Genomic DNA, 1,098 nt, shown 5'->3' with positions numbered 1-1,098 from the left:
GGGGGGGGGGCCCCGCGCGGGGGGGGGGGGGGGGGGGGGGGGCGCGCCGCCGCCGCCCCCCCCCCCCCCCCCCCGCGCCCAGCTCGCCCCAGCCACTGCCCCGCCCGCGGGCTCATGGCGTGCGGCGGCGCCAGGCGTCGAGTGTGGGGTCGAGCGTCGAGTCGTACTCGCCGGTTCCCCGGCAGTGCTTGCAGGTGCCGGCCCGGCCTACGGTCAGGGTGTCGTTGCCGAAGGGGTCGACGCCCGGTGCGTACGCGTACATGTGGTGCACCGTGCCGGTCCCGTGGCACCACGGGCACTTCGTGCCGGTGGGTTCGGCGTCGGGGGCGTAGTCGCGGTCGTTCATCGGGACCGCCCCCGCAGCGGGCCCTGGCGCGCGCCCGCGCCACACGTATCCGGGGTGGGGGCCTCGTCGCCCTGCGTCTCACTTCGGTCCTGCACGATCACCCCTCGTCCGTTGCAGGAAGGGCGGACCCGCGTCCCTGCCGGGTCTTCGCCGCTGGGCGTCCCTCCCCGCGCGATGTTCCGGTCGCGCGCCCGCTGCCCCTCCGGCCGCCTCCTTTCCCTGCGTCACGGGCAGGCGCTGTGTTCCTCATGATGTCCCGGGCGGACTCCGCTCGGTGGGAAGGGGAGGGGAATTCGGCCTACGGGCGGCTGGCGCGGACCGGGTACGAGTCGGGGCCCGCCCCCGGGCCGGGCGGCCCCGCCCCCTCCTGAGCCGGGCGGCCCCGCTCCTCTGAGCCTCTCCCGAGCCGGCGGCTCCCGCCTCCCCGGCGGGCGGCCTCCCGTCTCCCGACCGCCCCGACCGCCCCGACCGCCCCGACCGCCCCGGCCCCCCCCGGCCCCCCTTCTCCCCTCCTCCTCACCCCGACCACCCCCGAACGGCGTCGCGACATACGACCTGAGGATGAGGTAAGGGCTACCTAAATTGGCCTAGGGTCGCGGCCATGAACAAGATCACTCGCGGTCTGACGACCACGCTCGTGACCCTGGCCATCGCCGTGCCGGCCCCCCACCCCCGCCCCGCGGTGGCCGCCCACCGGGGGCCCCCCGCGGCCCCCCCGCCGGCCGCCCCCCCCCCCCCCGCCCCCCCCCCCC

At 78.5% G+C, this 1,098-nt stretch carries 1 protein-coding gene; it reads right to left on the bottom strand.

The window, feature by feature from the left end:
• Nucleotides 1-112: 112 nt before the first annotated feature.
• Nucleotides 113-346 (bottom strand): hypothetical protein, encoded by a 234-nt coding sequence (locus AAHZ94_RS34440; protein ID WP_349997608.1) that lies wholly within the window; start codon nucleotides 344-346, stop codon nucleotides 113-115.
• Nucleotides 347-1,098 lie beyond the last annotated feature (752 nt).

This window comes from Streptomyces sp. HSW2009, from assembly GCF_040240285.1.
Taxonomy (GTDB): domain Bacteria; phylum Actinomycetota; class Actinomycetes; order Streptomycetales; family Streptomycetaceae; genus Streptomyces.
Note: the sequence above shows the minus strand (reverse complement) of the source record. Positions and strands in the feature narration are given on the sequence as shown.

Bases quoted from the DNA above. Each gene is read 5' to 3' on its own strand.
- AAHZ94_RS34440 (WP_349997608.1), bottom strand. From the start codon at position 346: ATGAACGACCGCGACTACGCCCCCGACGCCGAACCCACCGGCACGAAG.